Annotated in this window: 13 protein-coding genes, 1 tRNA gene and 2 pseudogenes; 4 read left to right on the top strand and 12 right to left on the bottom strand. The window is 64.8% G+C overall.

The genetic code is table 11. The features are described 5' to 3' along the window. Positions 1 to 629 precede the first annotated feature (629 nt). Entirely contained in the window at positions 630 to 1,193 is a 564-nt protein-coding gene (locus GXW71_RS06370) for a hypothetical protein (protein WP_211851585.1), read from the bottom strand. Between the two features lie 272 nt (positions 1,194 to 1,465). Here GXW71_RS06370 and GXW71_RS06365 point away from each other — a divergent pair, with 272 nt between their 5' ends. Next, entirely contained in the window at positions 1,466 to 2,218 is a 753-nt protein-coding gene (locus GXW71_RS06365; protein WP_211851584.1) for a PDDEXK family nuclease, read from the top strand. A gap of 215 nt (positions 2,219 to 2,433) precedes the next feature. Beyond that, positions 2,434 to 2,720 (top strand): annotated as a pseudogene (locus tag GXW71_RS06360) (transposase domain-containing protein); the annotation flags it as partial. 394 nt (positions 2,721 to 3,114) lie between these two features. On the opposite strand, the gene GXW71_RS06355 reads toward GXW71_RS06360, so the two are convergent. The 8 genes and pseudogenes from GXW71_RS06355 to GXW71_RS06320 form a co-directional block, all read right to left on the bottom strand. Further along, positions 3,115 to 5,658, bottom strand: a complete 2,544-nt coding sequence (locus GXW71_RS06355) for a hypothetical protein (RefSeq protein ID WP_211851582.1) — start codon at positions 5,656 to 5,658, stop codon at positions 3,115 to 3,117. Between the two features lie 833 nt (positions 5,659 to 6,491). Continuing rightward, positions 6,492 to 10,367, bottom strand: a complete 3,876-nt coding sequence (locus tag GXW71_RS06350) for an autotransporter outer membrane beta-barrel domain-containing protein (protein ID WP_211851581.1) — start codon at positions 10,365 to 10,367, stop codon at positions 6,492 to 6,494. Between the two features lie 422 nt (positions 10,368 to 10,789). Beyond that, positions 10,790 to 10,995: pseudogene (locus tag GXW71_RS06345) on the bottom strand (transposase domain-containing protein); the annotation flags it as partial. A 326-nt stretch (positions 10,996 to 11,321) separates the two neighbouring features. Then, on the bottom strand, positions 11,322 to 13,064 hold the full coding sequence (locus GXW71_RS06340; RefSeq protein ID WP_211851579.1) for a DUF927 domain-containing protein: 1,743 nt from the start codon (positions 13,062 to 13,064) through the stop codon (positions 11,322 to 11,324). A gap of 252 nt (positions 13,065 to 13,316) precedes the next feature. After that, a complete protein-coding gene (locus GXW71_RS06335; RefSeq protein ID WP_211851578.1) occupies positions 13,317 to 13,877 on the bottom strand; it encodes a hypothetical protein in 561 nt (186 codons plus the stop codon). 985 nt (positions 13,878 to 14,862) lie between these two features. Next, entirely contained in the window at positions 14,863 to 15,855 is a 993-nt protein-coding gene (locus GXW71_RS06330) for a hypothetical protein (RefSeq protein ID WP_211851577.1), read from the bottom strand. A gap of 37 nt (positions 15,856 to 15,892) precedes the next feature. Next, entirely contained in the window at positions 15,893 to 17,113 is a 1,221-nt protein-coding gene (locus GXW71_RS06325) for a tyrosine-type recombinase/integrase (protein WP_211851576.1), read from the bottom strand. A gap of 171 nt (positions 17,114 to 17,284) precedes the next feature. Next, a tRNA-Ser gene (locus GXW71_RS06320) sits at positions 17,285 to 17,374 on the bottom strand. Positions 17,375 to 17,658: 284 nt separating this feature from the next. Here GXW71_RS06320 and GXW71_RS06315 point away from each other — a divergent pair. Together GXW71_RS06315 and GXW71_RS06310 are read left to right on the top strand one after the other, a co-directional pair. Further along, the gene (locus GXW71_RS06315) at positions 17,659 to 17,925 is read left to right on the top strand and encodes a DUF3253 domain-containing protein (protein ID WP_211851575.1); all 267 of its coding nucleotides are present in this window, start codon (positions 17,659 to 17,661) and stop codon (positions 17,923 to 17,925) included. A 38-nt stretch (positions 17,926 to 17,963) separates the two neighbouring features. Then, positions 17,964 to 19,697 carry an ABC transporter ATP-binding protein/permease gene (locus GXW71_RS06310; RefSeq protein WP_211851574.1) on the top strand — a complete coding sequence of 578 codons (1,734 nt, stop codon included), beginning with the start codon at positions 17,964 to 17,966 and terminating at the stop codon, positions 19,695 to 19,697. A gap of 6 nt (positions 19,698 to 19,703) precedes the next feature. On the opposite strand, the gene GXW71_RS06305 is transcribed toward GXW71_RS06310, so the two are convergent. From GXW71_RS06305 to GXW71_RS06295, 3 genes are all read right to left on the bottom strand, one after another. After that, positions 19,704 to 20,681, bottom strand: coding sequence for a DUF2332 domain-containing protein (locus GXW71_RS06305; RefSeq protein WP_211851573.1), 978 nt, complete (start codon positions 20,679 to 20,681; stop codon positions 19,704 to 19,706). 17 nt (positions 20,682 to 20,698) lie between these two features. Next, positions 20,699 to 22,840: a DNA helicase RecQ gene (gene recQ / locus GXW71_RS06300; RefSeq protein ID WP_211851572.1), complete on the bottom strand. Its 2,142-nt coding sequence runs from the start codon at positions 22,838 to 22,840 to the stop codon at positions 20,699 to 20,701. 31 nt (positions 22,841 to 22,871) lie between these two features. After that, positions 22,872 to 23,650 (bottom strand): ATP-binding cassette domain-containing protein (locus GXW71_RS06295; protein ID WP_211851571.1); only part of this gene is annotated, 779 nt, incomplete at its 5' end.

The raw sequence follows: 23,650 nt of genomic DNA, 5'->3' as shown, positions 1-23,650 counted from the left end.
ATGCGGTTTACGCCACACTCCAAACGCTGCATCTCACCGCAATACGGCATGCGCCAGAACGCTTCGATGCCCGCGTCACGGGCCGCCTTGTAGCTGACCGCTCCGACTATCGACTAAGCGAAAGCAGCCCCCGCTACCGAATTCCCCCAAATGCAATGCTGTTCCTTGTAGTCGATCGCTCACACGCGTGCATAACGGAAGAAGACCTCGTCAGCACCTTAGGTGCCCCCGATGAGCGGGGCTATGCGGCCCCCGCAACGGACGGCGGCGGCTCGGATTACGGAGCGCTTCTCGTGTACCGGCCGCTCACAGCAACCGGCCCGGAAATGAACGTCTACTTCTCTCGGGCCGTCACTAAGTGCGTCGGGGCGATAGCCATGGAATCCCCCCCTCGGAGGACGCTCATCCCGCAGTATAGTCCTTCTCGGTAATACATGAACGGCGGGGCAGACGACGCCGCTGTGCCCGGCTTTTTAGGCACTGCCGGCGGCACATACGGCACCATCTGGTAGGTCTGCGCCGGTCGCGGCCGCCCGTCCATGTTCGCTGCCATTGCCCAGGCCCAGGGAATATCGCCGGCAGAGAGCGGCGCTACACGGTCGCCCCGAGGCAGAGAGACGCCAGGCCGATCAGCAGCGTCCGACTGTCTCGACGGAGAGCAGGTTGAGCATGCTCGCCTGCCGGTCCATCAGCTCAAGGCTGTGCTCCTCGCCGTTGTAGAGGCAAGTAACCTCGGCCCGCTGAAAGTAGCTGACCATGCTGCTGCCTACGGCTCCTTCCTCGACCATCAGCTCGGCCAGGCGCTTGAGGGTGCTGGCGCCGCAGGCCTCGTGGAGCTGGAACCAGTTGACACTCTCCGGTGGAGTGCCGGGAACCGAGTAGGTTCCGTCGCTGACGACTTGCATTTCGGTCGTCTGGTAGCGACGCACGGCGATGAGGGGGACGGTCTCGCCGTCTTCAATTGGCTCCGAGAGTTCGACGCCCTCAGGCACCTCGTCGGCGGCAGCGAAGAGCACCGGATTGCCGTCTGCGTCTCTGTGGAGCCAATCGTTGGGATCGGCTTTGGGCTGGAGCGGATGCTCGCGGGTGACGAACGTCCTCGGGACGTATTCGAATGGGGCCTCCTCCAGGATCGAACCAAGCGCCGCATGGTGGCGTCGCGCCGGGGCAAGCAGTGACGATCTCGCTGCCATCCTGCATCGGCGTCTACGGTCTGCGCGCAACCTTCGCCAGCGGTCGCGCCGTCGATCACCCAAACCTCGACGCCCGGACAATCCGAAGCCTCGCCCTGCGATGACGATCGCCCCAGGGTGCAGCATTGCGGGCTCCAGGATATTCTGCCGTGCTAGCGCCCCGTGCGCTGCGGCCTAGCTCGACTGCGAGGACGGGAATGAGCCATCGTTCTGCATAGGCGCATGAATCGCCATCAGAGCGCGCGCCAGCGCCATAGCGGGAGAACGCACGCGTGGATCTTTTGCCGTCGACCCTGGAGCGCTTCAACCGAAAGGAGCGCAATCTGCTCGTGCGAGACGCACTTGGGCACCGCGGTGTGCCGCTGCGTCTAAGTGACAATTTTCGCGCGCGCCTCGCCTGCACACTCGATCAGCCTTCAGCGCCAGTTCCACAGGATGCTTGGTGGGCGACCGACTTTCACATCTCGTGGATCGCTGGGGCGCTGGCCATTTTCGCCAGAGGTGATGCTGCCGTGAGCAACCAATTTCCGAACCCGTCGCGGTCGGCCGAGGACTCAACCAAACGCCGCTATCTGATCGAGCAAAATCAGGAAGACGTCGATCTCATCGTCTCCTGGGGCCGCGAGCTGGTGTTTGTGGAGGCGAAGGCGTACGGCAGTTTCACGAACACGCAGTGGAAGAGCAAACTTACACGGCTCGAGCTGCTACATAATTTTTATCTAAGCCTGGAGATTCCGGCTGATCGCGCGATCCGGTTCCATGTTGTCTTGGCCTCGCCGACGAAGCCAAAGCTGCTGAAGGGGAGCTTGCCTCACTGGCTGTGCCGGCGACCGCCAGACGATCTGCCCTGGCTCGAACTCGACCTTGGCTTGACCGGAACGGCAGAAACTCCGTCAACCGTGCTGTCGGTCAATCGCATTAACAACCAAGAGAAATCCGATTGGGGAATCACAGCTAAGCGGCCGCCACGCAGCGGGGTCGGAAGCGGACCGCACCAAAGTGGACCAGGCGCCGCCGAGCCATAGTGCATTTGTCACGATCCACATGAACGTTCAGCGTCGGCGCTGCCGGGGGACGGAGCGGCGCTGGGCGCCGGCTTAGACGCTTAAGCTAGCGCTGCATGCGCATGTGAACATGTGCACCACGCGGTGGGCGGTCCGGATATGCTACGGGCTTCGATGGGCTGCCGGCACCTGATTTCGAAGCTTCGAGGGCCAAGCCGCTTGTACCACCAGCGCGCGTGCGGCCCGTGGCGCTCGGGCGCAAGAACGCGCTGTGCGCCGGCTCCGACGAGGGCGTGGAGGCCTGGGCCGCCATCGCCTCGCTGATCGAGACCGCGAAGCGCAACGGCGTCTATCCGCAGCGCTACCTCACCGACCTGCTCACCCGCCTCGTCGAAGATGGCCGCAGAGCCGCATCGACGAACTCATGCCGTGGTGCTGCGCAAACACAGGTCAGGCTCGAACCGCCCCCGCCAAAGGGCGCAAAGCAACGCTTGCCTGCCGACTGTCCACGTACCCCGACTAACCCCGCCTTGGATCACCATAACCGCATATTTAGAAACCATTGATACCGCCATCAAGTCGTTAGCGGGGACCACATTACAGAGAGTGGAGCTCTCTATTTTTTTCTAATAAAACTAATTCTATCCGCACGAACACCAGTAGTGCTCACTGTTGCCTGACATGTCGCTCTTTAAATCGCATTCCTCCGAACAATTAATATTTTCGCAGAAAGGCTCGCCGATGTTACCCTCTTCATCGACTATCACGGAGACTTTGCATCCGGATCGATTACTAGCGCCTGGGTGTCGAGCACCCTGATCAGTCTTTTCAGCGTGAACTATCCTGGCGCCTTGACGACGAATAATGATCCGATCCGCTGTGATGGTATGCGCCTTCATTTCTTATTCCTCCATGCCTCACTCTGTTGATAGGGAAGATGCATGAATCCCAAACAGCGGAACCTGTATGCTTCCGCGGCCTGGACTCAGGATTACAAGAGGGACATCGGCTAGGCCAGCCGGCCCCTCTCCCTGAGAAAAGCGAATTACGCGAGAGCGAGGGCCGCGCCTCAACAGGGCACAGCCACCTTGAATTAGTTCCAGAATCTGACCGACTTGCTGAGTTCCGCGCCTTCCTCCGTCATCAGAGGTACAGGTATCAATTGGAGCACGAACAGATACACTCGGCCGCTCTCGCCGATAGTCGCTTACGAAAATGGCAAGGGCGCTCAAGTTTCTATGCACTACTGGAAAACGATTCGAGGGGTCATTCACGTAGGACAGCAAAGTCAATTTCAACAGATCGTCGAAACCTATGAGCCTATCTCTTAAATGATTTGCGTGCCTATTTCTACTATAAACGGTGTTGACCAAATATCTGGCCTGATCGCTTAATATTTGCTGTCGCGTATTCGAGGCCCAGGACATGAATTGCGAGTACGCCGCCTGGGCTTCGCGTATCTCCCGGCGCAGTTCAGTGAGTTGCTGTTGAGTGCCTTGGAATCCTGCCGTAGCATTTGGCGCAAAGAATGGCGCCACCCCTGCCCAAGCGCTCAACAGACCACTGCCTGCCTTTCCGAACGCCTCCGCCTCCTGCAGGTTATCTGCAGTCGTGGCAGGACGGGTCTCGCCAGGCTTGCCGGTCGGATGTGTGTCGTTGGTGAGCTCCATGAAAGCGCCGTAAAAAGCACCTGTACCGGTTCCGAGCGCAGCAGCAGCGGATACAAGGCGAAAAAACTGCTGATTTCCATTGTTTTGTGATCTCAATACATCGAGGCGCGCATTCAGCGCACCAGCCGCAGCGCGTAGATTACGTAGCTCATTTTCCTGCCGCACCCTCTCAACGCTCACATAAAGCTGCAACACCCGTTCATTTATTTGATTTAGGGTGTCCAGCATATCGTTCCAAGTTTCCGCACTATCAAAAATCGCCAGCGCAATTCGGTCGATTCTGACATTTGCCGAAGCGGATAAGTCGTTAATCGCTAAGAGCCCTCCATTTATAGAGATATACCCCGTAATGCTGACTTGACCCGGATCTCTCTCACATGTCGACCTATAGAGATTTAGCGGCACGCGAAGTTGTGGCGGCATAAGCTCATCTGCATTTTGCGGTACAAAGCAGGAGAATAGGAAATGATCGGATTCTACCGAAGCGCGCCTTCCTGTCCGAATTTGTCGCTCAGCCGATGATACCACCGCAGTATACCTGCTCGCGACCTCCTGATAGAGACGACTTGCCAGAAAATCAGTGAAAGAAATGGACTCAATTGAACTGTTTTCACGTATCCTCCGACCTAACTCCACCAAATCGTAGCTTTGTAACCCATCTAGCCCCCTTATCAAGTCATAGAACAATGGAAGGAGGTTCATCGGCTCTATGGACTCGACCGAGATAGCACCTTCGTTGCCATCTGCAGCTTGCGCGAACACACCTACCTGGCGAAAATCCGCAGCCGTTCCGGTAAGCGGGGAAGTCACCTCCGAAGGGGAAACAAGCCGAGCGTTTGAAGCTGCTGGTCCGCCAACATACCGCAACCACGACGCAGCGCCGACGGTCATCTCGCGCCTTAAGCGCTCAGATACCTCCGGGTCCGTGAAAAAGAAGCTTACGGATCCCGCGTGTCCACCCCTGCCTCCGGCACCACTTTCTCCGACCTCACGCCAGCCATTCGTACAGTTCCAATCCTGCGCGACTTCCCACTTCCTGCCACTACATGACGGTGGTTGCCCTGCCCCGCCAATCCCGCCGGCAATTCCCGAAACAATTATTCTCCCATTCGTTTCTACGTTGAGCTCACGGGAAAACAGAAACACTGACCCGCTCTGAAAAACCGACATGTCCAACGCAGATTCGGGAGCATCTGTTCCATTCGTTATCCGCTGGCCAACATCAATACCAGCGGGACTTAATGAATTATTTACCATCGGCAAAGTTACGCCATCTGGCATTCTCGGGATTAAGGCGGCACCACCCTCGGCACGGCAATCAATGCATCTATAATAATCTGCAAAAGCATTACGTATTGTTTGTGTCAGCGGCCGCTCCCCCGACGCCAATATACCCCACGCATTTTCGTAATTATATCCCACGAGATTGCTCGGATAACCCGGACCTGGATTAGCGAAATTTCCTGAAAGTGAATATGGCCTGTATACACGAGCATCCAATGCTGCTCTTAAGGTTATTCTATCTCCAACAAGTATTATATTTCCCCCATTAGAGAATATCGATGCGTCGATCACCAGGTGCCCACCGACGCATACTATATCGCGCTTAGTTATTACTTCACTTGAGCGATAATTCGCGCGCTGCGGTTCTGGAATCATGCCCAAATTGATCGCGGCTTCCGGGCGCCGCGTTAAGATGTGGCATGCGCCATCCGTCAGTGTTTGTGCCGAAAGAGATCCAACCTGGGCCGCCGCGAGCAGCACGGCCGTCAGAGCTACGAAGAGCCGCATGTGAGGCCTCCAGCTTGAAGAAGCGGATTCACCTTTAAAAAAAAGGATGCGCGAAACGACTATGAGTGTCTATCGAAATGACGGCGCCTTTACGCGGAATCGTACCCAGAAGTTACCGCTATAGCTTGATTCGCAGGCACACAGCCGGTCATCAATCTTTAAGCACGCAGTCGTAGGCGCGTCGGTCCACCGGGATAACGGCCATCGAGATGCCATCAAGTGGCAACGGCGCGGTAGCACTTTAGCATGTCTGAGCACCCGAACAGACCGTTAGATGGCGGCCTTGTGGCGATGAGCGATTGTTTGCCGATGTGGTGAGCATGACGGAGGTGACGATCTCGTCTGTGTGTTCTGAGGATGCCTCGTACGAGACGCATAAGAGAGCTCGAAGGAGCGGTGCGAGGCCAACGGTGGATGTTTGAGTCCGCCCGGCAGCCGCGCAGGTCAGCCGACCAGCACTACGCGCCGCGAGGCTGTCGATGGAGACGCTTATCAAGCTGACGCCGCATGAGTGGCTTCCGCAGCCAAATTCGACCGTACCGACATCCGGACGGGGGTCCAGGCGATAGTGCACATCCAGGAAAATGCACTAAGGGCTGGCAGCTTCCGATCCAATCCGCAGCGTTTTCCGAGCAGGTCCGCCTCTCTCATCGCCGCCGGTACCCAGCGGCTGAAAGAACGGCAGGGCCCGAGGTGAAACCACACGATGATGAGCGGGTGCCATGCTTGATCGCGGTTGGTCCATCCGTTGCAGCGGCCGCTCCAGATCCGTATCGCGGCGCTCCGGGTTGGCTGCTGCCCGGCCCTCCCGGAGGGCCGGGCGGGCGCGGACGCTACCAGTTGAAGCGAATGCCGATGCTGCCTTGCGTCGCGGTCTGGCGGCTGTCGCCGCCGAGCGACCAGCGGTAATCGGCATGCGCGTAGAAGCTGGTCGTCTGGTTCACCCGCGCGGTGATCCCCGCGCCGACCTCCAGCGCCGTCTCGCCGAAGCTGCTCTCGATCGGCGCGCTGCTGCCGAAGCGGATCCGGTCGCTGCCCGAGAAGGCATGCCACAGGTTCACCTTGGCATAGGGCTGCCACAGGGTGCGCTCATCGCGGCCGGTGTATTGCAGCCGCGCGCCCAGGCGCCCCGTCACCGCGTCATCCTCGTCCCAGTCGACGCTCGAGAACTGGTCGCGCGCGCGGTCGACCGAGACGCTCTGCCAGATCACCTGCGCCTGCGGCTCGATCTGCCAGCGCCCGGCCTGGCCGAAGCGGATCGGGTAGCCCGCCTCCAGCGACGCCGCATAGCCGGTGCCGTTGGTGCTGATGCCGGCGCCGAAATCCGAGCTCGCCTTCACGTCGAACCAGTTGGCCTGGAACACCGCATCGACATACCAGCCGCTCGGTCCGAAATGCGTCCAATAGGCGCCGACCGAGGGGCCGCTCATCAGGAGCCGGCCCACGCGCTGCTGCCGGCCGACCGCGAAGCCGGAGACGTTGGGCGCGTTGTAGTCGGTGTAGGCGACGTAGATGCCGGCATGGTCGCGGTGGCCGCCGGCATAGGGGTTGGTGCGCAGGATGTCGAAGCCGGCCTGCAGCCCGACCAGGTTGCCGGTGGCGCGCGACGCGGCCGGGCCATCCCAGCGGCTGCGCGCCCGCTCCCCGAAGGCGCGCGCCCAGGCGCCATTGGCGTAGGGGCTGGCGCCGGCGAGGTCGCGGATGTTCTCCTGCTCGCCGACCCGCTCATGCAGGCTGCCGATCGAGGCGAGCGTCGCCAGGCCCATCTGCCGTCCGAGTGCTGCGACCGGCGCATAGAGCGGCACCTCCGGCCGGTAGAGCGGAATGCCGGGCGAGCCCGGCAGCGCCGGCGTGCCCGGCGAGACCGGCGTGTCCGTCAGGAAGGAGCGGAGATACCAGTCATCGGCGCTGGCATTGCCGCCGCGGAAGAGCTGGTACTCGAAGGCGCCGGCCGCGACGCGGGTGTCGAGCCGGAAGGCGCCCGCCGCGGTGCTGCCGCCATTCGCCACCTGCACGACCTGGATGCCCTCGGTGGTCAGCGCGCCGGGGCCGCCGATATTGGTGACGCGGACGCGCGTGTCGCCGGTCGCGGTGCCACCCTGGATCACCAGCCGGTCGGTGGCGGAGCTGTCGCCGCCGAGGACGGTGTTCAGCGCCAGGATGCCGCCCTGCCCCACATAGTTGCCGGCGACGGTCAGCCGCGTCCCCGGCGCGCCGCCGAGCGTGACCAGCCCGGCATTGGTCAGCCCCGCGACGGTCTGGTCGAAGCCGGCCAGCGCCAGCGTGCCGGTCGATGCGACCGTCACCGCGGAGGCCGGGCTGAAGGTGTTCGTAGCGCCGGCCTGGAGGGTGCCGGCGTTGACGGAGGTCGGGCCGGAATAGGTGTTGGCGCCGGTGAGCACGGTGGTGCCGGTGCCTTCCTGCCGGACGGCGCCGGTGCCGGAGATCACGCCAGGGAAGACCAGCGTGTTGCTGCGATTGAAGACCAGGCTGTGCAGGCTGTTATTGACGACATTGCCGAGGATGCTGCCGGAGGTGCCGCCATTGCCGAGCTGCAGCGTGCCCTGGGTGATGGTGGTGCCGCCGGTATAGGTGTTCTCGCCGGTCAGGATGGTGGTGCCGGTGCCGTCCTGGCGCACCGCGCCGGTGCCGGAGATGGCGCCGGCAAAGATCACGCCGTCACTGCGGTTGAAGGTCAGCGTGCCGTTGTTCAGCACGTTGCCGGTGATGCTGCCGCTGGTGCCGCCGGCGCCGAGCTGGAGCGTGCCGGCAGCGATGGTGGTGCCGCCGGTGTAGCTGCTCGCGCCGGTCAGGATCACGGTGCCGCCGCCGGTGATGGTCAGCCCGCCGGGGCCGGCGATGGCCCCGGCCACGGTGGCGGTCTGGCCATTGCTGTCGACGGTGCCGCCAGCGGCGGTGATGCCGACGGCGCGAGAAGCCGCGACGGTGAAGCCGGCATCGAAGCGCAGCGTGCCGCCATTGAAGGTGAGCGGGCCGGTCGCGGCGCCGAGCGCCGCATCCTGGGCGATCGCCAGCGTCCCCCGGGTGAGGATGGTGCCGCCGGCATGGGTGTTGGCGCCGGTCAGGATCAGCGTGCCGCCGCCGGCGACGGTCAGTGCGCCGGTGCCGGTGATGACCTGCGCGATCGTCGTGGTGAAGCCGTTGGTGTCGATGGTGCCACCGCCCGTGGCGATGCTGATCGCGCGCGTGGCCGAGAGATCGAAGCCGGCATCGAAGCGCAGCGCGCCGCCATTGAAGGCGAGCGCGCCGGCCGCCGCACCGAGCGCCGCATCCTGGGCGATGGCGAGCGTGCCGGCATTGATCGTGGTGCCGCCGGTATAGGTGTTCGCGCCGCTCAGGATGGTGGTGCCGGTGCCGCTCTGCTGCACGGCGCCGGTGCCGGAGATGAGGCCCGTATGGGTCAGCGTGTCGCTGCGGTTGAAGACGAGCGTACCGGCATTGGCGATGGCGCCGGCCAGGTTGCCGCTGGTGCCGCCATTGCCAATCTGCAGCGTGCCGTCCTGGAGCTGGAAGGCGCTGGTGACGGTGCTGTCCCCGGTCAGGATCCAGGTGCCGGCGCCGGTCTTCTGGACGATGTCGAAGCCGCGATACTGCCCGCCGTCGCCGATGGCGCCGTCGAGGATGGCGGCCCCGGTCCCGGCGAGACGGAGCGTGTCATTGACCCCGGATCCCGCGACCACATTGCCGACGATCACCGACCCCGGTTGCAGTTCCAGCGTGCCGGTGCCGGTGCTTCCGAACTGAATAGCGTCGGCCTGGCCGGCGCCAGCCCGGATCGCGCCACTGTTGATCACAGCTAAGTTGACACCAGGCGCGCTTGCGAAGATCGCCACGGCGCCGGCCCCGCCTTCGATCCTGCCGGTGTTGGTGATGAGGTTGGTGACCGTGTTGAGCGCGGTGACCCTGATCGCGGCGGCGCCGACCGTGCCGGTCACGTCCGAACCGCCGAGAATGGTGCCGGCGTTGAGGAGCGTGGCCGGTCTGGAGGTCCCAGCCAACACGACACCCTGGCCGCCGGCCGTCTGGCCGATCCCGCCCCGGATCGTCCCGTTGTTGACGAGCGTACCGGCATTGCCGATCTGCGCGCCGACGCCTCCGCCTGTTGTACTCGAAACGCCGCCGGTGATCGTGCCATTGTTGACCAGGGCGACGCCGTTCGTGGTTGCTGCGCCCGTGCCGCCGGTGCCGCCGCTGCTGGCACCGCCGGTGATCGTGCCGTTGTTGACGATGGTGCCGGTCGCGGTCAGGCTCCCGGAATTCACGGACAGGCCGGTCCCGCCGTTCCCCCCAGTCCCGGCGCCGCCGACGAGCGTGCCGAAAATCGTCAGGGTGCCGCTTGGGAACGTACTGCCGAACGCGATGCTGCCGCCCGCGCCAGCCGCATTGTCGAGCCCCGACAGGGTGAAGCCTTGCGCGACGATGGTGATTTGCCTGCCTGGCGGGGTGAGCTGCGACAGCACGGCGAAGCTGCCGGTCAGGGTGATGGTCGAGCTCGCGTCGGGGCTGCCATTCGCCGCGGTGATGGCGGCGCGCAGCGTCGCGTCGCTGTCCGCCGTGTAGTCCGCGGCCGCTACCGGCGGCGCGAGCCAGCAGGCGATGGCCAGCGCGGCGCCGGAGGCGCCGGCGAGCAGCCTTGCCCTTCGGGTGACCCACGGACCCGCAGAACCGGCATCGACACTCGCGTCCATGAGTCTTCCCTAACAAGCTGCGCTTCCGAGTTGCCGATCATGCAGGGATGCAACCGCGCAACAAGCCGGCCGGCATGATTGCAAGCCGAGATATCCGGGAAGGTGTCCTGGTGTTGCGGCGCAGCAACACACCACTGCGGTAGGAGGCGATTTGATACGCGCCGTGAAGGCCCACAGCAGACCTGTGGGGCGGGCGAAGCGTTGCCACGCTAGGGTGATAGCCTTACCCACCCGCACAGGCCCGTACGCCGAGCTTTTCGGCCTTCCTGAGCGGAAAGCTTATGCGGCGCCAGCCGAACCCCGCGGGACGACATCGGTACTGCGCCCCTTGGTGCGACGACTGCAGCTACCGCCCCGACCGCGATCCGGGGAATCAGCGCAAGCGTGCACCGACGGCTACGGTCGCGGCGGCTTGCCGCGGCTCAGGTGCTGTTGGGCCGTAGGCTCCAAGGGGCGAGTTGCCGATGCGGTTGATCGGGTGGTCGGCGATGCGGTCGAGGAGCACGCGGAAATAGGTCTGCGGATCCCAACCGTTGAGTTCCGCTGTGCCGACCAGGGTGTAGATGATAGCGGCTCGCCTGCCGCCATCCAGCGAGCCCGCAAAGAAGTAGCTTTTCCGGCCGAGTGCCGGAGCCTGCGGCCGCGGCGGCGGATCCTCGACAACGCGAACCGGCGCCAGGCTGGGCGGGACCTCTGGCTCCGTCCGGACGACGCCGGGCGTCGTCCCCTCCCAGCCTGGCGCCGCCACTCGAGCAGCAGGCTGGCTCGTCGGTGGCGGGCGTCTAGTGAAGTCTGCTGGGGCGCAAGCCTGATTTCCGCATCCCGTTCAGGCTGACAATTCGGCGCGAGTCTTGCATGCGGATTCGAGAGTGGGTGGCCGGAAATGCGGGGGCAGCGTGCCCCCGCATCAGCAACGCACACAGGTCCCGGGCGGAGGGTCACATGACCATGACCTCAGCCTCCAACGCCTTCCAACGCCGACCGGCGGATCGCCAGCACGTGGAGCCGCAGGCGCTCGCCATCGCGCTTTTTGCCGACCGGCCTGCGCACAGAGAAGCGATGCTCACCAGCGGTGGCGAGCGCCCCGAGCTTGTCGAGCGCTCGCCTCACCCTGGTCAAGTTCGTCTCCCCACCGACAATCTCCGCGGCCCGTGCTTCAGTGATCAGCACTTCGTCGCCGCGCTTCCCGTGCCGAAAGAGGAAGCCCAAGCAGGCCAGTGCCTCGCCCCGAGACGCGTAGCGCTCCGGCTCCTTACCAAGGTCGACGAACTCACCGTGGTGCTCGCGAAAATAGGCCCGCAGCCGCGCCAGCGGATCGCGCTGCCGTAGCTCGGCTTCCGCGCATAGCTGAGCATGAGCTAGCGCGCATTTCAGCAGGTCCTTGCGCAGGAGTCCGGGGTGCCACTTCACAAGGCCCGTGCTCGTCGCGAACCGACCCGCGGCAAACAGAGTTGCGAAGCGCTGGTGAACTCGCTCCAAACCCCCTGCCGGTCCAGGGAGATCGCGGGCCGCCCTCAGATACTCCTCACGCCACTTCTGCAGCTGCTTCGTCAAACCGTCCTTGTCCGCGTCCACCCGCTCAACCAACTGCTCGACCAGGTGGTGCGAGGCAACGCCAAAGTTCTTCCGCGCTAGAGCCCGGAGGTCAGCGAGGAGCTCCTTCTCATCATCACGCCCGTGAAGATCCTCGAACACCCTGCCCTTCTCGTCGAGGAAGGGTACCCCGATCAGCCGGTCGTGGTGAGCGCGATCGACCTTCTCCCCAGCCGGGGCGAGCTCATCCAGGGCCTTGTTTGACGTGATGACTACCGGCACCACCGCGGCCTGCCGCGTCCGACCTGATCCCTGGCGACCTTTCTCGAAGCCGCTGTCGACGCGCATGACGAACTCAACCACTGAAGCAGCAGCTCCAGCGCGCGTCTCGTCGAGCGGCAGGAAGGTATGCCGTGCGGCGATCAGCTCGTCCTCCAGGTCGTTCACCGTGGCGTTGAGCGGCATCACCGCACCGAGCCGGTCAGCGATCGTCTCGTCGGAATGCTGCCCATAGACCGAGCTGACCACGATGAGCAGGGTCGACTTACCGGTTCCGGGAGGCCCCACAATCAGCACCATAACGGGCTCAACCCCGAGGAGGCCGATGATCGGACCAGCAAACGCGACGCACAATTGAAGACGTAACCGGCTGTTGTTTTGCGCCAGCTTCGCTATCTTTCTGAAGCCTTTCAATGTGCCGCCGACACGGTACCGGCTGAATCGTTCTTCCCGTCCGCCAGCATCCAGCGCAATCCGCACGCCGGCCGCCTTGCCAAAAACCTGGCCAGGGAGGACGAAGCGATCCTTGATCCATCCCAGCCGTGTTGCGACCTCGAACGTGCTCGGCGCTGCCTCGGCAGCCGAGTTAATGACATCCCGCAGCCGAGCAAGGTCTTGCTGCCGAAGCCCGGGCGCGCGCATATCGGCTAGCTTCTTCTGAATGTCTCCACCGGCAAAAACCTGGCTGAGTGGAGCGAGAAGCTCCCTCCGGCGCTTGCCGTCGCGTGGATCGACCCACGATAATAGGACATAGGCTCTTCCGTCCTCGCTATCGCCGAAGCCGCGCACCGTGATCGCAGTACTGTTGTCCGCCGCAACTTGGTCATCCGTCGTGGAGAAGGGTAGGCGAGCGATCTTCGCTCGACGTTCACGGTTCGAGGTCACGGTGGTGAAATCCCTTGAGCAAAAGGAAAGCGTTCGCGCACATCGAGCGAAGCCGAGCTGTGCACGTCGCGCAGTCGGAAAATGGCGATTTGAAACGTCAAAATGGCTGCGGAGGCCCTCGGGGAGGCGATCTAGGCCATCCAAACACAGGCCTGATCGCAACACTGCAAAGGATGTTGGCGCAGCGCGTGGGCGGTCTTGTGAGTCGTGTCGACATGTCGACACGTCGACGGCGCGGAGGTTCCCGGGCTCTCATCGGCACGCGGTCTCGCAGGCTGTGCGAAGCGACCGCGCAGGACCGCGCGGCACGCCCATGTGCAGCCGGAACTCCGCGGCGCTGAGATGCGCACGCCAGAGAAGCTCCTCCGCATGGAGAGGCTCGCTAAGGCGGAATGGCCGGCTACGCCTCGGGCGCCCCTTCTCTCCCGTGTATGAGCGTATCTCGCGAATGTAGCCCTTCGCGGTGTAGGTCACGGCGCTGGCACGATCTTCAACTGTAGGGCCGATCTCCTTCACCAGAACCTGGCGATAGACGCGTCGGGGCACACTGGGGCTAGCACGGGAGCGTCGCTGATATGACTTTCGAATCGCATCCGTGAGGCCGCCGCGGTCGCCAGCTATTATGGCGTGGATATGTGGTTGCAACAGGCGGGTGGTGGCGTCGAAGTCGAGGTCGACACCACCGATCAGGAGGCCATTTAGGCGCCCCGTGCGCGCGATCACTGCGCGGACTGAGTTGCGGAATCTGCGCGGCTCGAAAGACCTCAGCGCACATTCGCCGAAGGCCGCACCTTCCGGCACGATGTGGAGCATCTCCAGATCCTCGTAGGGGGCCAGCAGATCTAGGGTGTGAGCAGCAAGCTCTCGGCGTGCCTCCCTCCAGCAAAGCGGGCAGATCGAGAGTCCGCAGCGTCCATTGCGCATGCAGCGCTTCAGGTCTCGCGCGAGAGATCGTGCTTCATTGGTGCCATGTCGGAGGAGTGACGCTGAACGAACGTCGGACTCCGCCGCAGCCTCATCGATCGTTTCAAAGTTCTCGCAGATAACCGCCGGGTCTAGGTGGTCGAGCAGCGTAGCGTACTGCGGACTACAGTTTGGCTTCATCGTGTCTCTCGTGGGAATTTGGATGGGTGGACCCGGCCGCGTCTCGGGGGCGCCAGGAGACGCTGACCGCTTCGACGGCTTTACCGTTTGCTGCTTCGCCGGCTTGTGGGACTTCGGCTTCAGTGCGCGGACGCTCTCAGCCTTCGCCATTTCGGCGGTGCGCCGCGAGCCACGCCTCGATCGCGGGTATCTCGTAGCGGACTGCGCCACGGCCCCGCGGGTCACCCAGCTTGATGAACGCTGGCCCCACGCGACGCCAGCGCCAATTGGCTAGCGTCTTGGGGGACACACCTATGCGTTCAGCTGCACTGCTAGGGCATACGAGCCGTTCGCCTAGTTGGCCTAGGGTACTGGCTTGCATATTCCGCTGTGAATCCACCCGCGGAGGCGCATCTTGTGGCGGGCCGCAATGGCTCTGATTGCTTCGCTGTCTGATGCGCATGTCGCTCCTCGCCGTGATCAGGAGCCGCAGTATTTTCCAAGGCAGGCGATATCGATGCTGCGCTGCTTAGAGTCGCAGAAGAATCACGCTATTGTGTCTTGATCTTTGAACCGTCAACGGAAGTTTGCGGGCGCAGTGAACGGATTTGGCGCTGCCGGCTCCAGTGGGAACGGCATGGAGGTCAGCGACCGCATCTCACAAGCCAAACTCCCTATGATCAGCATATGACGCCGCTACCGCCCAGAATCATGATCAACTTCCCTTTCTGGAAAATGCCGATCTCAGTAATCCGGCCTCTTTCTTTTCGAACTCCCTGAGTGCCTCCACTCTCCGTTCATTATATAGCTTCTTTTTTTCTCGGGCGGCTTTGCGGCTTTCTTTTTCCATATTAGCGATCTCGTACCAATCATCCGCCAACGCTATAGGAATGAGGAACGTACCATCCGGCTCTACACGTTCCCCCGGCGGGTTGACTTTCGCTAGCTTGTCGCGGAAACCTTCCACAGGATGGAGTTTGCGATACGCGTGCGCATAGCAAAAAAGCGCACTGCGAAGATAGTCACTATCAAGGCGATAAAGGAGCGCACGAGCGAACCCTTTTTGTGTAGGTAATTCCGGGCGCACAGGCCAGCGGTGACGGTAATTGCACCAGAACCATAAGCCGCTATGGCCTCGTTTTGCCCAACGTGCCCAGCCTTCGCGAGTTCCGACATGTATTTTGTATTCCTGAAGATAAGTAGCATTTTCAATGGCTTCCGAAATAGTTCCCGAGCCGGCGTAGCCGTCATGACAAATCCTGCGGAGTGCAAAATCCAAGTACTTGGCGACACTGAAAGCCTCGATACGGGACGCCTTTACGTCTCTCTCGAATTTGGAAATTTTCTGGATTGTTGCCCATCCGTCGGCATCAAGAAATTTTCTCAATAGTCCCACATACCCGCGGAGTCCAAACCGTTCGATGTAGCTCCTACTGCCATTTAGGCTGCGATCCTCTTCCTCAATGTGCCCTAATAGGCGAGCTGCCGAGACGGCGCGGGCTAGGCGCATGTATTTCTCGTCCACCAAAAGCAAGTCAGAGTTGGAATTCTCTACCCTCTCAATCCCCTCGCACAAAAATATGGCAACAGAAAACTCATACAGTCTCACTGCACGAATATATCTCGGCTTCTTTTTGTTGCATATGAAATCTATTAAGGAGTCCAAATTTACTGTAATTATCCGTTTTTCCTCACCGGCATTTGGCATTCAGGGACTCCTTCGGTAGATCCTCGGCTGGCTCTTTTTAGGATTTTCGAGCGACATCAATCATATTTATGGCAGAACTTGACTTTTCGAGTAACAGTCCTGCCCAGATTTCCGCCAGCTCTTTTCGCCGATCCAAATATAGTGCTCTATTGTAAGCGCTTTCGACTTCATCGTCCGAGCTATGCGCCAACATCAGGTCGAGGATGCCGCGGTCCATCCGGAATCGCTCGTTCATGATTGTGGAAAATGTTGCGCGCCAGCCATGAGGAACATGTCGCCCGTGGTACCCGGCCCGGTTGAGCAGGTAACCAATTGCGTTCTCTGACATTGGGCGGTGAAGCTGCCGCACGCTCGGAAACACGAGTTCACTCCGCGCCGCAAATCTGCGCACGCAGTCAAGCACTTCGACCGCTGCCGGGCTCAAAGGCACCAAATGCTCTCTGCGCATTTTCATGCGTTGAGCCGGAATGCGCCATATCGGCGCGGCGCCACTCAAGTCTTCGAACTCGCTCCACTTTGCCCCTCGGATCTCGCCGGGACGGACAACCGTGAGCGCGAGAAAGCGGTGCGCGAGCTTGGTCACTGGGTGAGCAGGTATCCCCTCGACGCTCTGCAGCATCTCCCGCGCCCCATCCAGATCCAGAACGGCAGGTTGGCGGCCTTTCACGAGGGGTGCCAGAGCGCCTTTCACCATCGCCGCCGGATCGTTCTCACCGATGCCTGATGCGACCGCAAAGACAAACACGGCCGAGATCCGCTGCCTGACACGGCGCGCCGTTTCAATGGCTGGCCGCGCCTCTATCGGCCGCAGCAGGCCGAGCACCATCGCGGGCGTGATGTCGCGCAATTGGAGGCTGCCGAACGCAGGGAAGACATCACGCTCGAGGCTATTAAGGACATCGTCAGAATGTCGCCTCGTCCAGCCTGGAGACCGGCGTGCATGCCAGTCTCGAGCGACCGCTTCAAACACCAATCGCTTATCGGTCGCGGCTAGGCGGGCCTTCTTCCGCTCGACAGCGGGATCCACTGACGCGCGGAGATGTGCCCGCGCCTTCGTGCGCTCCTCCCGCGCCTGCGCCAGCGTTACCTCCGGATAGGGCCCGATGGTCAGAAGCTTTTCGCGCCCTGCAATCTCGTAGCGATACCGCCAAATCCGGCTGCCGGCTGGCGTGACGTATAGATGCAATCCGGCGCCATCACTCAGCTTGTAAGGAGCACCGCGCGGCTTCGCGGCTCGCACTTCAGCGTCGGTCAGCATCGTTCAGTCGCCGCTCTATACCCGGTTGCCGAGATCCGGTACCCGGTGGGGTACCCGACTTTTGTGATGATACTGGCAGTTTTCGCGGGACGCTAAGGGAAATGAGTGCGCCAGAACGCCTTTAAAAATCTGCATTTCCGGGATGCCGGGGGATAGGTGAGGATATATCAATGGCGGATGGGGTGGGATTCGAACCCACGGCAGGGTTGCCCCTGCGGCGGTTTTCAAGACCGCTGCCTTAAACCACTCGGCCACCCATCCAGGCTGGAAACACTGGGATTCCTGACCGTCTCCCATGATGCCGCGCACCACGGATGGCACCAGGGGGCTTCGGGAGTGGGTCCGCCATGGCGCCAGCGCCGGCGTAACCCGGGGGCGGCATCAGCCGCAAGCCCGCGCTGGGCATAGCCGCCGGTTGGTGCCGTCACCAGCCGCGCCGTCCCTGCCCATCGCCGTCGCCGCTTGCGGCGGGGCATTGCATCCTGTCCAGCCTGCCTGCTTCCCGCGCGACAGCGGCCCCCGCTTTCGCGCAGAGTGCGGCCGCCATGAACTCCCGACCCGACGATTCCGCCATCGAGGCCGAGATCCTCGCCCGCGTCACCGCTGCCGGCCCTGGCAGCAGCATCTCCCCCAGCGATGTCGCCCAGGCGCTGGCGCCGGTTGACTGGCGCCCGCTGCTGGGCCCGGTGCGGCGCCTCGCCCTGAAGCTGCAGGCCGAAGACCGCATTGTGATCCTGCGCAAGGGCAAGGCGGTGCCGGCCGCCGAGGTGCGCGGCGTCATCCGCCTGGCGCTGCCGGGCGGCCGGGCCTGATGCCTGCCAGCCATTCCTGACCATACGGAACCCCCGCGATGATCCGTCGCCTGCTGCCCTTCCTGCGCGATGTCTGGGCGATCGCCGGCCCCTTCTGGCGGAGCGAGGAGCGCTGGCGGGCGCGGATGCTGCTGGCCGTCGTCGTCGCGCTGAACCTGGCGCTGGTCGGCATGAGCGTGCTGCTCACCTATTGGCAGAACACCTTCTACAACGTGCTGGAGGCCAGGAATTCCGACGCCTTCCTCGATCTCCTGTTCCGCTGGCATGAGGATCCGCAAAGCGGCCGCACCCTGCCCGGCTTCGTCTATATCGCCACCGCCTACGTCCTGACCGCGGTCTATGCGCTCTATCTCCGCCAGGCGTTGCAGATCCGCTGGCGGCGCTGGATCACCGAGAACCTGATCGCCGGCTGGCTGAACGACCGCGCGCATTACCGCATCGGGCTGACCGAGGCCGGCACCGACAACCCTGACCAGCGCATCGCCGATGATGCGCGTCTCTTCGTCGACGATACGCTGATCCTCGGCCTCGGGCTGATGAACGCGGTGGTCACGCTCGGAAGCTTCGTGATCGTGCTCTGGACGCTCTCGGGGCCGGTCACGCTCTTCGGCGCCTCGATCCCCGGCTACATGGTCTGGGTGGCGCTGCTCTATTCGCTGATCGGCACCGGGCTCGCGCATTGGATCGGGCGGCCGCTGATCCGGCTGAACTTCCTCCAGCAGCGGGTCGAGGCGGATTTCCGCTTCGCCCTGGTGCGGCTCCGCGAGAATGGCGAGGGCATCGCCCTGCATGCGGGCGAAGCGGATGAGCACCGCGCCCTCTCCGGCCGCTTCCGCGCCCTGGTCGAGAACTGGTGGTCGATCATGGTGGCGACCAAGCGCCTCACTTTCTTCACCGCCGGTTTCAACCAGGTGGCGATCATCTTCCCGATCGCGGTCGCCGCCCCCGCCTATTTCGCGGGCCGCATGTCGCTTGGTGGGCTGATCCAGACCTCCTCCGCTTTCGAAAGCGTGCAGGGCTCGCTCTCCTGGTTCGTCTCCAACTATTCCAACGTCACTGAATGGCGCGCCACGGTCGATCGCCTCACCGGCTTCCGCGCCGCCATCGACCGTGCCGCGGCAACGGGAGGCGGGCTGGCGCGCAGCGAGGCGGCGAATGACGCCCTGGCGCTGGACGGCGCCACGCTGTCGCTGCCGGATGGCCGCGTGCTGGCCCGCGATGCCGCGCTGACCCTGGCACCCGGCGAACGCGTGCTGGTGCAGGGCCCCTCCGGCGCCGGCAAATCGACGCTGTTCCGCGCCATCGCCGGCATCTGGCCCTTCGCCGAAGGACGCCTGGCGCTGCCGCCGGGCAAGCGACTGCTGTTCCTGCCGCAACGCCCCTATATCCCGCTCGGCAGCCTGCGCCGCGCCGTCTGCTACCCGGAGGATGCGGCGCGCTTCACCGATGCCGAGGTCGCGGAGGTTCTCTCCGATGCCGGGCTTGCCGCGCTCATCCCCCGCCTCGATGAGGAGGACAATTGGGCCAAGCGCCTCTCCGGCGGCGAGCAGCAGCGGCTGGCCCTCGCGCGCGCTTTGCTGGTGAAGCCCGACTTCCTGTTCCTCGACGAGGCGACCGCGAGCCTGGATCCTGCCTCGGAGGCCGCGCTGCACCAGGTGCTGAAGGAGCGGCTGCCACAGACCGCGATCCTCTCGATCGCGCACCGCGAGAGCGTGGCGCGCTTCCACGACCGCACCCTGCGCTTCGCGGAAGGCAGGCTGGCGCCCGCCTGACGGCTCTCAGGACGCGCCGTCGATCCAGTCGAGGGCGGCGCCGTGCGGGTCAGTCCAGGCCAGCGGCGCGCCGTTCACCGAGAGCAGGAAGCGCCCGGTGGGCGCTTCGCCGGCGCGTGCCGCGATCGCCGGCAACACGGATGGCGCCTCGTTCGCGATCCAGTACCGGCAGAGCCCGCCGACATCAGCCGCGAAGCCCTCCCGCTCCGCCAGCGATGGCAGGTAGCTCAGCACCGCGGTGTGGAAGATGACGAGCGTGGCCTCTCTGGGCGCTTCCGCCGCCAGCCGCGCCAGATCTCGCCGCAGGTCGCCCCGCACCACCCGCGGCCGCTCCCTGGCCGCGGTCGCCATCGCCGCGCGCAGCCGCGCCAGGCGGTCCGACTGCTCCGGCCAGACCAGCGTCTCCAGCCAGGCCCGCTCCCCGGGATCGGTGATGTCGAGCGGGTTGAGGTCGAGCCCCGCACGCCAGACCACTTGCGGCACGGCAGCCGGCAGCGGCACGGCGGCATCGACCGCGCAGGGGAAGACCGGCGCACCATCCGGCGCCGGCAGCGCGGCCCGCCCGTAGTCGTAGCCATAGCGGTCCGGCAGCAGGCAGAGGCCGGCGGAGGCGCCGACCTCGATCAGCGCCAGCGGCTGCGGCAGCCGCGCCAGCACCGGCAGCAAGGTGGCGCAGCGCGCCGGCTCATTGGTCTGGGTCGCGCGCACCAGCATCAGCGCGCGCAGGTCTTCGGGCCGGTCCAGGATGTCGCGGCGGAATTCCTCCCACCCCGCCGGCGTGCCGAAGAGGTGCCGCGCCGCGGCCAGCAGCAGGTTCGGCTGCCGCTTCGCCTCCGGCAGGGTCAGCAGGAAATCGAGGATCTCCGGATCGCCGGCGACGCCGAGCCCCAGGGCCTCATAAAGCGGCGAGCGGCCGCGCGCCTCCTGCTCCGCGAAACGGCGATAGCGCCGGGCGGTCTCAGCGGCAGAAGCGGGATCTTTCATCACCAGCCTCCATCCCGTCAGGCCCGCGCGCCGAGCCCCGCGACCAGCCGCAGCAGCGAGGCGCCGTAGCGCGTGCGCTTCGAAGGACCGATGCCGGGAAGCGTCTCCAGCGCATCCTCCGCCGCCGGCCGCGCTTCCTCGAGCGCCGCCAACGTCTTGTCGGCCAGCACCACATAGGGCGGCACGCCGAGCCCGCTCGCGATGCGCCGGCGCCAGGCACGCATCGCCTCCATCGCATCGGCGCCGGCGGCCAGCGTGGCGCGCGCCATGCGCTCCGCATCATCGAGCAGCGCCTCGTCCGGCCCTTCGCCCGCGGCGCGCGGCGGCGGCGCCGTTCCGGCCTCCGGCGGCGGCGCGCCGTTCAGCACGGCGAGGATCGCTTCGCCATAGCGGTCGACGCGCGATCGCCCGACACCCGGCACCTCCAGCAGCGCTTCCAAACTCGCCGGGCGCCGCGCCGCGATGTCGGCGAGCGTGCGGTCGATGAACACCACATAGGCCGGCACGCCCTGCGCCTGCGCGACGCCCCGCCGCCAGGCACGCAGCGCCTCGAACAGCGGATCGTCGGAGATGCGGGTCGGCGTGGCGGTCTCCGCCCGGCGCGGCGTCGGCGCATCGGCGGCACGCAGGAACAGCTTCTCCTCCCCGCGCAGCACCGGGCGCGCCGCCTCGGTCATTGCCGGCGCGGTGCCGTGCTGCCCGACCTCCGCAAGGTCGAGCAGCCCGCGCGCCACCATCTGCCGGATGATCCCCTGCCACTCCGCATCGGCGATGTCCTTGCCGACGCCGAAGGTCGGCAACTGGTCATGCCCGAATTGCAGCACTTTCTCCGTCGCGCGCCCGCGCAGCACGTCCAGGATATGCTTGGCACCGAAGCGCTGCCCGGTGCGCAGGATCGCCGACAGCAGCTTCTGCGCCGCGACGGAGGCATCGAAGACCCGGGGCGGCGAGGCGCAATTGTCGCAGTGACCGCAGCGTTCCGCCGCCTCTTCCCCGAAGCAGCGCAGCAGCAGGCGGGTGCGGCATTCCGCCGTCTCCGCGATCGCGACCATCGCGTCGAGCCGCTGGCGCTCGATGCGCTTCTGCTCCGGCTCGGCGCTGCTGTCCTCGATGTGGTGGCGGGAGAGCGCGATATCGGCCGCCGAATAGAGCAGCAAAGCGCGGGCCGGCAGCCCGTCGCGCCCGGCGCGGCCGATCTCCTGGTACCAGCTCTCGGGGCTGCGCGGCATATTGAGATGCACGACCCAGCGCACATCCGGCCGGTCGATGCCCATGCCGAAGGCGACGGTCGCGGCCATCACCACCTGCTCGCCGCGCGCGAAGCGGCGATGCGCCTCCCGCTTCGCCTCCGCCTCCATGCCGGCGTGGAAGGAGAGTGCCTCGATCCCCTCTCCGCGCAGCCGGTCGGCGACCATCTCGGTCCGCGCCCGGGTCGCGCAATAGACGATGCCGGTCCCGCCCACCTCCCGCACGAAGGAGAGGAGCTGGCGGAACTCCTGCTCGCGCGGCATGCCCTCGATGGCGATGTTCGGGCGTTCGAAGCTGGCACGGAAGACCGGCGCCTCGGTCAGGTCGAGCTGGGCGCGGATATCCTCGGCGGTGCGCGGGTCGGCGGTCGCGGTCAGCGCCAGGCGCGGCACGTCCGGGAACATGCGCCCGAGCACCGAAAGCCCGCGATATTCCGGGCGGAAGTGATGGCCCCAATTGCTGACACAATGCGCCTCGTCCACCGCGAACAACGCCAGCGGCATCTCGGAGAGGCGCTGCAAGGTGCCGTCGAGCAGCAGCCGCTCCGGCGAGACATAGAGCAGCTTCAGCCGCCCCTGATGCAGGTCGCGCAGCACGCCGCGCGCCTCCTCGGGCGGCAGGTCGGAATGCAGGGCCGCGGCGGCGACGCCCTGCTGGCGCATCGCCGCGACCTGGTCCTCCATCAGCGCGATCAGCGGCGAGACGACGATGCCGATGCCGCGCCGGCACAGCGCCGGCACCTGGTAACACAAGCTCTTGCCGCCGCCGGTCGGCATCAGCACCAGGGCCGATCCGCCGCCCGTCACATGCCGCACCACCGCTTCCTGCTGGCCGAGGAAGCCAGCGTGGCCGAAGACGCGGTGCAGGACATCCGCCGGATCAGCGGACTCGGGCGTCAGGCTATCGGGCATCTGTCCGGTTTGGCAGATGGCGCGGCCCCTGTCAGCCCATCGCCGGGATGGCGCGGCCGCCGACCAGGCGGAGGATGCGGGTCGGCCGCTCCACCCCCATCAGGCGATGCGCGATCAGGATCACGCTGCGGCCGGCGGTCGCGCTATCCAGCGTCTCCAGGAAAGCCCGCTCGGTCGCCGCGTCCAGCCCGGCCGCCGGCTCGTCCAGGATCAGCACCGGCGCCGGCGACAGGAGCGCGCGCGCGAGCGCCAGCCGCCGCGCCTGGCCGCCTGAGAACCGCGCCCCGGCCTCGCCGACCCGCGTCTCCAGCCCCTCCGGCAGGGTGCGCACCAGATCCCCGACGCGGGCGCGGTCGAGCGCCTGCCAGAGTGCGGCGTCATCGGCCTCCGGCGCGGCGAGGCGCAGGTTGGCGGCGATGCTGTCATCGAAGAGCCGCGCATCCTGGGTCAGGCAGGCGATGCGCGACCGCAGGGCGGCGGCCGGCAGACCGGCGATATCGACGCCGCCCAAGGTGATGCGCCCGGCCTCCGGCGCCGCCAGCTTGAGCATCAGGGCCGCGAGGGTCGACTTCCCGGAACCGGAGGGGCCGAGCAACGCGATGCGGCCCCCTTCCGGCAGGTCGAGTTCGAGCCCGTCGAAGACCGGCGGCCGGTCCGGCGCCCAGGCGAAGCGCAGCCCCTCGATCCGCAGCGCGTGCCCTGCGGGCATGGCCGCGGGGATCGCGGGATCGGGTACCGGCACCGGCGTGTCGGCCGCCTCGAACAGCCGGCGCGCGGCGGCGCCGGCGGCGGCGAGTGCCGCGCCGGCAC

It is taken from the genome of Plastoroseomonas hellenica (genome assembly GCF_018129085.1).
Classification (GTDB): domain Bacteria; phylum Pseudomonadota; class Alphaproteobacteria; order Acetobacterales; family Acetobacteraceae; genus Plastoroseomonas; species Plastoroseomonas hellenica.
Note: the sequence above shows the minus strand (reverse complement) of the source record. Positions and strands in the feature narration are given on the sequence as shown.

Bases quoted from the DNA above. Each gene is read 5' to 3' on its own strand.
- GXW71_RS06370 (WP_211851585.1), bottom strand. From the start codon at position 1,193: ATGGCAGCGAGATCGTCACTGCTTGCCCCGGCGCGACGCCACCATGCG.
- GXW71_RS06355 (WP_211851582.1), bottom strand. From the start codon at position 5,658: ATGCGGCTCTTCGTAGCTCTGACGGCCGTGCTGCTCGCGGCGGCCCAG.
- GXW71_RS06350 (WP_211851581.1), bottom strand. From the start codon at position 10,367: ATGGACGCGAGTGTCGATGCCGGTTCTGCGGGTCCGTGGGTCACCCGA.
- GXW71_RS06335 (WP_211851578.1), bottom strand. From the start codon at position 13,877: ATGCTCCACATCGTGCCGGAAGGTGCGGCCTTCGGCGAATGTGCGCTG.
- GXW71_RS06330 (WP_211851577.1), bottom strand. From the start codon at position 15,855: ATGCCAAATGCCGGTGAGGAAAAACGGATAATTACAGTAAATTTGGAC.
- GXW71_RS06325 (WP_211851576.1), bottom strand. From the start codon at position 17,113: ATGCTGACCGACGCTGAAGTGCGAGCCGCGAAGCCGCGCGGTGCTCCT.
- GXW71_RS06315 (WP_211851575.1), top strand. From the start codon at position 17,659: ATGAACTCCCGACCCGACGATTCCGCCATCGAGGCCGAGATCCTCGCC.
- GXW71_RS06310 (WP_211851574.1), top strand. From the start codon at position 17,964: ATGATCCGTCGCCTGCTGCCCTTCCTGCGCGATGTCTGGGCGATCGCC.
- GXW71_RS06305 (WP_211851573.1), bottom strand. From the start codon at position 20,681: ATGAAAGATCCCGCTTCTGCCGCTGAGACCGCCCGGCGCTATCGCCGT.
- recQ (WP_211851572.1), bottom strand. From the start codon at position 22,840: ATGCCCGATAGCCTGACGCCCGAGTCCGCTGATCCGGCGGATGTCCTG.